The sequence below is a fragment of the Devosia sp. genome (assembly GCF_017307565.1).
Classification (GTDB): domain Bacteria; phylum Pseudomonadota; class Alphaproteobacteria; order Rhizobiales; family Devosiaceae; genus Devosia.
The window spans coordinates 840-7,532 of record NZ_JAFKHD010000494.1; the positions used below are offsets into that span (position 1 = coordinate 840).

Sequence of the window (6,693 nt, forward strand, 5' to 3'; positions counted from 1 at the left end):
GCAATCTGGGCTGGACCAATTTCAGCTTCGATTGGATCGCCAATCCGAAAATGGTGCTGTTCGCGCTGCTCATTGCCGGTCTCTGGCAGGGCACGGGCTTCTGCATGGTTCTCATGCTGGCCGGGCTGCGCGGCGTCGATGAAGAAGTCTGGAAGGCCGTGCGTGTCGTCGGCATCCCGACCTGGCGCACCTATATTTCCATCGTCCTTCCCATGATTTGCGGCGTTCTGGTCACGGCCATCGTGATCCTCGGCTCTGGCGTTGTCCGCCTCTACGATCTCGTGGTGGCGCTGACCAATGGCGGCCCCGGCATTTCGTCCGAAGTGCCAGCCAAATACGTCTTCAACTACATGTTCTCGGGCGGCAATATCGGCCAGGGTCTGGCCGCAGCCACCATGATGCTGCTGACCGTTCTCATCATCATGATCCCGTGGGCCTATCTCGAATTCGGCGGCAAGGGGAAACGCACATGAGCCAGACCACAACCACGGCCGGCTCTGCGCCCGCAACCTCGGGCAATGTCGTCGAGGCCCGTGGCCCCAGGCCAAAGCCCTTCTTCACCCCGCGCAAGATCATCATCTATTCGATTCTGATCTTCTTCTCGCTCTACTACCTGTTCCCGCTCTACGTGATGTTCGTCACGTCGCTGAAGACCATGCCCGAAATCCGTTTCGGCAATATCTTTGCGCTGCCGCAGGCGCCGAGCTTTGATGCCTGGGTCAAGGCCTGGACCAGCGCCTGCACGGGCCTGACCTGCCAGGGGCTTTCCCCCGGCTTCTGGAACTCGGTGAAGATCACCGTTCCCTCCACCATCGTCTCGATCTTCATCGCGGCGGTGAATGGCTACGCGCTCATCAACTGGCGCTTCAAGGGCTCGGAAGTCTTCTTCGCCATCCTCATCTTCGGTTCGTTCATCCCCTATCAGGTGATGCTCTACCCGCTGGTGATGATCACACGTGAACTGGGTATCTTCGGCAGCCTCCAGGCCGTCATCGTCATCCACACCGTCTTCGGCATGCCGATCCTGACGCTCCTGTTCCGCAATTACTTCGCGTCATTGCCCCAGGAATTGTTCAAGGCCGCGCGCGTCGATGGGGCGGGGTTCTGGCGTATCTTCTTCGAGATCATGCTGCCCATGTCGCTGCCGATCTTCGTCGTGGCGCTCATCCTGCAGATAACGGGTATCTGGAACGACTTCCTGTTCGGCGTCGTCTTCGCCGGCACGCAGAACTACCCGATGACCGTCCAGCTCAACAATATCGTCAACTCGGCCCAGGGCACGCCCGAATACAACGTGAACATGGCCGCCACCGTGCTGACAGGCCTCGTGCCGCTCACTGTTTACTTCGTATCCGGCAAGTGGTTCGTCCGCGGCGTTGCCGCCGGTGCGGTGAAGGGATAACCCAATGCAACACAGCGTTTCCATTCGCGATCTGTCGCTGAACTTCGGCAATGTGAAGGTGCTCGAGCACCTCAATCTCGACATTGCCCAGGGCGAATTCATCGTGCTGCTCGGGCCGTCGGGCTGCGGCAAGTCGACCCTGCTCAATTGCATTGCCGGGCTCCTCGAAGTCTCCGACGGCCAGATCTTCATCTCGGGCAAGAACGTCACCTGGCTTGAGCCCAAGGACCGCGGCATCGGCATGGTGTTCCAGTCCTACGCGCTCTATCCGCAGATGACCGTCGAGCGGAACCTCTCCTTCGGTCTCCGCGTCGCCGGCATGCCGAAGGACGAGATCGAACGTCGCGTCGCCCGCGCCGCCGAAATCCTGCAGATCCAGCCGCTGCTGGGTCGCAAGCCGGCAAACCTCTCCGGTGGCCAGCGCCAGCGCGTCGCCATCGGCCGGGCTCTCGTGCGTGACGTCGACGTCTTCCTCTTCGACGAGCCTCTGTCCAACCTCGACGCCAAGCTTCGCTCGGACCTGCGCGTTGAGATCAAGCGCCTTCACCAGCGCCTGAAGAACACCATGATCTACGTGACCCACGACCAGATCGAGGCTCTGACCCTGGCCGACCGCATCGCCATCATGAAGAATGGCGTTATCCAGCAGCTGGCCGATCCGCACACCATCTACAACAAGCCGACCAATCTCTATGTGGCCGGCTTCATCGGGTCGCCGTCGATGAACTTTATCCACGGTTCGGTCGACACCGGCACCTTCACCGCTGCCGATGGCACCAAGATCCCCGTCGGCGCCTATGATTTCTCCACCTCGCCCGCAGGCTCGCTCAAGGCGGTCCTCGGCGTTCGTCCCGAACACATCCTTCTGGGCGATGCGGCTCAGGGCATGCCGTTCAAGACCCAGGCGGAAATCGAAATCGTCGAGCCCATGGGTTCGGAAACCCTGGCCTGGACCAAGGTTGCCGGCACGCCCGTCACCTTCCGCTGCAGCAGCGATATCCCACTGGCAGTGGGCGACACCGTCACCATCGGTTTCGACATTGCCCGCGGTTCCCTGTTCAACGCGGAAACCGAAAACCGCCTCTAAGCAGGTAGCACGCCTGGCGGTGCCCCACGGGGCGCCGTCCCGCCGATAAGGCACTCCCACATTACTTTCGCGGCAGTCGATCTGCCCGGGCGCGGCGACACCGGGCTCTGGCCCGGCTACCCAAGTCCGGCAAGACCCCGCCCAACTTTTGACCAAAGAGGCCAAGATGACCGAGCTGTCATTCCAGCTTTACAGCGCTCGCAACTACCCCAACCAGTCTGAATTCCTGAGCAAGCTCGCGGCCCTTGGCTACAGCCAAGTCGAAGGCTATGGCGGTCTTTACGCCGACGCCGGAGCTTTGGCTGCCGATCTCAAGAAGAACGGCCTTACCATGCCGACTGGCCACTTTGGCCTCGATCAGCTCATCGATACCGACAGCGCCATCAAGATCGCCGAAACCATCGGCATGAAGCGCCTTTATTGCCCCTATATCCCGGCCGAACAGCGCAGCGCCGACGACTCCAAGTGGATCGAACTGGCCGAAACGCTTGCTGGCATCGGCGAAAAGATCACGGCCGCCGGCTATGGCTTCGGCTGGCACAACCACGATTTCGAATTCGTGCCGACCACCTCCGGCCGCCTGCCGATGGATATCATCCTCGAAACCGCTCCCAAGATCGAATGGGAATGCGACGTTGCCTGGGTCATTCGTGGCAAGGCCGATCCGATCGCCTGGTTCGACAGGTACGGCTCGCGTATCACCGCAGTCCATGTGAAGGACATCGCACCGGCCGGTGAAAAGGCCGACGAAGACGGCTGGGCCGATGTCGGTACCGGTGTCGTCGGTTGGGACGACCTCATCACCAAGGTGAAGGCCAAGACCAAGGCGCAGTATTTCGTCGCCGAACACGACAAGCCGTCTGATCCTCAGCGCTTCGCCACCAATTCCATCGCAGCCGCCAAGAACTGGAAGTAATCTCAAATGGCTAAGACCTATGGCGTCGGCATCATGGGTGCCGGCAATATCTCGGCGGCTTACCTGCGCCTCGCGCCCCTGTTCAAGGGGCTCGAAGTGCGCGCTGTGGCCGATATCCTGCCCGAAGCCGCCCAGAAGCGCGCGACCGAATTCGGCGTTGCGGCCCAGACCCCCGATGAGCTGCTGAAGAACAGCGAGATCGACGTGATCGTGAACCTCACGATCCCGGCGACCCACTACAAGGTGTCTTCGGATATCGTCTCGGCTGGCAAGCATGCCTATTCCGAAAAGCCGTTCGTGCTGACCGTCGAAGAGGGGCTTGCCCTCAAGAAGGCAGCCGACGAGCGAGGCCTCAAGGTTGGTTCGGCTCCCGACACCTTCCTCGGCGGTGCTCACCAGCAGGCTCGCCAGATCGTCGACAGCGGCAAGCTCGGCAAGATCATGAGCGGCACGACCCACGTCATGAGCCGCGGTATGGAACACTGGCATCCGAACCCGGACTTCTTCTTCCAGCCCGGCGGCGGCCCGATCCTCGATCTCGGTCCCTATTATATCACCGACCTCGTGCACCTGCTCGGCCCCGTGAAGCGCCTCTCGGCCTTCACCGGTTCTGCCCGTGCCGAACGTATCGTCAGCGCCGAAGGCCCCTACAAGGGCACGACGATCAAGGTCGGCACCCCGACCACGATCCATGGCGTGCTCGAATTCCACTCCGGAGCCATCATCACCATCGGCGCCAGCTGGGACGTGGCGGCTCACGGCCACCACAATATCGAGCTCTACGGCACCGACGGTTCGATCTTCGTGCCCGATCCGAACTTCTTCGGCGGTGATCTCACGACGACCGGTATCGAAGGCATTCGCACCCCGGTTTCGCCATGGGATCATCCCTTCGGCAAGCCGAACCAGGACCTCGACACGGAAACCCCGCGCGCCAACTACCGCTGCGCCGGCCTTGCCGACATGATGCTCTCGATCGAGAACGGTCAGAACGCCCGCTGCGGCCTCGACGTGGCCCTCCATGTCGTCGAAGTGATGACTGGTCTCCTGAAGGCCGGCGAAACCGGCCAGGTGCTGACTTTGCAGACCACCTGCGAGCGTCCTCTGGCCCTCGGTATCGAGGAAGCCAAGGCTCTGCTCAAGGCTTGATGGACGTACATCATTGACAGGCGCCAAGCGCCGGTCAAAACTGCGAACTAACTTGTCAGGGCGGCGAGCGATCGTCGCCCTGCATTGTCAAAGGAGCCCCGGCTGAGGCGGTTTACGGGGCCACAAGAGGAGAATTCTCATGGCCACCACCATCAAAGGCCCGGCGATCTTTCTCGCCCAGTTTGCGGGCGATAAGGCACCGTTCGACAATCTCGACAATATCTGTAAGTGGGCTGCCGGCCTTGGCTACAAGGGCGTCCAGATTCCGACCTGGGTTTCGAGCTTCATCGATCTCGAAAAGGCTGCCAATTCGAAAACCTATGCCGACGAGATCAAGGGCATCGTCAACAGCCACGGCCTGGAAATCACCGAACTGTCCACCCACCTCCAGGGCCAGCTCGTAGCCGTGCATCCGGCTTACGACACCGCCTTCGACGGCTTTGCCCCGGCCTCGGTCCACGGCAATCCCAAGGCTCGTCAGGAATGGGCCGTCCAGACCCTGCTGAACGCTGCCAAGGCCTCAAAGAACCTCGGCCTCAACGCGCACGCCACTTTCTCCGGCTCTTTGGCCTGGCCCTATATCTATCCCTGGCCGCAGCGCCCCGCTGGTCTCGTCGAAGAAGCCTTTGACGAACTCGCCCGCCGCTGGACCCCGATCCTCAATGCCTTCGATGATGCCGGCGTTGACGTCTGCTACGAGATCCATCCCGGCGAAGACCTGCACGATGGCGTCTCCTACGAGATGTTCCTCGACCGCGTGAAGAACCACCCGCGCGCCAACCTGCTCTACGATCCGAGCCACTTCGTCCTGCAGCAGCTCGACTATCTCGACTACATCGACATCTACAAGGACCGCATCAAGGCCTTCCACGTGAAGGATGCCGAGTTCAACCCGACCGGTCGTCAGGGTGTTTATGGCGGCTTCCAGTCCTGGGTCGAGCGGGCAGGGCGCTTCCGCTCCATCGGCGATGGTCAGGTCGACTTCCCGGCGATCTTTGCCAAGATGGCCGCCAACGACTTTAAGGGCTGGGCCGTGCTCGAATGGGAATGCGCCCTCAAGCACCCCGAAGATGGTGCCCGTGAAGGTGCTGAGCTCATCTCGAGCTACATCATCCGCGTCACCGAACACGCCTTCGACGACTTCGCCTCGGGCGGCACCGACAAGGCTGCCAACCGCAAGATGCTGGGCCTTTCCTGAGTGCAATAGAAGGTCATTGACGCATTCGCGCCAATGACCCTCTCAAAGGCAGCAGTCTGCTAACGTTCAAGGAGCCTAAAATGGCTGAAAACGGCGCAAAGCGCATTCGTCTCGGCATGGTCGGCGGCGGTACGGGAGCCTTTATCGGCTACGTTCATCGCGTCGCCGCCCGCATCGATGGCGACTATGATCTGGTGGCCGGCGCACTCTCCTCGCGCCCCGAAGTCGCTAGGGAATCGGGCAAAAATCTCGGCCTCGCCGACGATCGCATCTACACCTCCTACGAGGAAATGGCCCAGAAGGAAGCCGCCCGCCCGGACGGGATTCAGGCTGTGTCCATCGTCACGCCCAACCACATGCACTTCGGGCCCACCAAGGCCTTCCTCGAAGCCGGCATCCACGTCATCTGCGACAAGCCGATCACCTCGACGCTCGACGATGCGCGTAAGCTACTGGAAATCAAGCCGAAAAACGGCGCAAAATTCCTCCTGACGCACAACTACACTGGCTATCCGCTGATCCGTCAGGCCCGTGAACTGGTCGCATCAGGCGCCCTCGGCAAGATCCGCGTCATCCAGGTCGAGTACCCGCAGGACTGGCTGACCGAAGCCACGACCGACGACAACAAGCAGGCAGCCTGGCGCACCGATCCCGCCCGTTCCGGCGCCGGCGGCGCCATCGGCGATATCGGCACCCACGCCTACAACCTTGCCCGCTTTGTTACTGGCCTCAAAACCGAAGCCGTTTCAGCGGACTTGACTGCATTTGTCCCCGGTCGTCAGCTTGATGATAATGTGCACATCATGCTGCGCTTCGAAGGCGGTGCGAAGGGCATGCTCTGGGCGAGCCAGGTCGCGGTCGGTTGCGAAAACGGTTTGCAACTGCGCGTCTATGGCGACAAGGGCAGCATCGAGTGGCGTCAGGACAACCCGAACTACATG

Annotated in this window: 7 protein-coding genes; all 7 read left to right on the plus strand. The window is 61.3% G+C overall.

What is annotated here, in order from left to right:
- Positions 1 to 473 (plus strand): carbohydrate ABC transporter permease (locus J0I64_RS21505; RefSeq protein ID WP_291412148.1); only part of this gene is annotated, 473 nt, incomplete at its 5' end.
- Complete coding sequence (locus J0I64_RS21510; RefSeq protein ID WP_291412150.1) at positions 470 to 1,402, plus strand: carbohydrate ABC transporter permease; 933 nt, start codon at positions 470 to 472, stop codon at positions 1,400 to 1,402. The genes J0I64_RS21505 and J0I64_RS21510, both read left to right, overlap by 4 nt.
- Before the next feature lie 4 nt (positions 1,403 to 1,406).
- On the plus strand, positions 1,407 to 2,489 hold the full coding sequence (gene ugpC / locus J0I64_RS21515) for a sn-glycerol-3-phosphate ABC transporter ATP-binding protein UgpC (RefSeq protein ID WP_291412152.1): 1,083 nt from the start codon (positions 1,407 to 1,409) through the stop codon (positions 2,487 to 2,489).
- Between the two features lie 166 nt (positions 2,490 to 2,655).
- Positions 2,656 to 3,405, plus strand: a complete 750-nt coding sequence (locus J0I64_RS21520) for a sugar phosphate isomerase/epimerase (protein ID WP_291412154.1) — start codon at positions 2,656 to 2,658, stop codon at positions 3,403 to 3,405.
- Between the two features lie 6 nt (positions 3,406 to 3,411).
- Positions 3,412 to 4,554 (plus strand): Gfo/Idh/MocA family oxidoreductase, encoded by a 1,143-nt coding sequence (locus J0I64_RS21525; RefSeq protein WP_291412156.1) that lies wholly within the window; start codon positions 3,412 to 3,414, stop codon positions 4,552 to 4,554.
- 139 nt (positions 4,555 to 4,693) lie between these two features.
- A complete protein-coding gene (locus J0I64_RS21530; protein ID WP_291412158.1) occupies positions 4,694 to 5,752 on the plus strand; it encodes a sugar phosphate isomerase/epimerase in 1,059 nt (352 codons plus the stop codon).
- A gap of 80 nt (positions 5,753 to 5,832) precedes the next feature.
- The coding region (locus J0I64_RS21535; RefSeq protein ID WP_291412160.1) for a Gfo/Idh/MocA family oxidoreductase at positions 5,833 to 6,693 on the plus strand (861 nt) is incomplete at its 3' end.

Bases quoted from the DNA above. Each gene is read 5' to 3' on its own strand.
- J0I64_RS21530 (WP_291412158.1), top strand. From the start codon at position 4,694: ATGGCCACCACCATCAAAGGCCCGGCGATCTTTCTCGCCCAGTTTGCG.
- ugpC (WP_291412152.1), top strand. From the start codon at position 1,407: ATGCAACACAGCGTTTCCATTCGCGATCTGTCGCTGAACTTCGGCAAT.
- J0I64_RS21525 (WP_291412156.1), top strand. From the start codon at position 3,412: ATGGCTAAGACCTATGGCGTCGGCATCATGGGTGCCGGCAATATCTCG.
- J0I64_RS21510 (WP_291412150.1), top strand. From the start codon at position 470: ATGAGCCAGACCACAACCACGGCCGGCTCTGCGCCCGCAACCTCGGGC.
- J0I64_RS21520 (WP_291412154.1), top strand. From the start codon at position 2,656: ATGACCGAGCTGTCATTCCAGCTTTACAGCGCTCGCAACTACCCCAAC.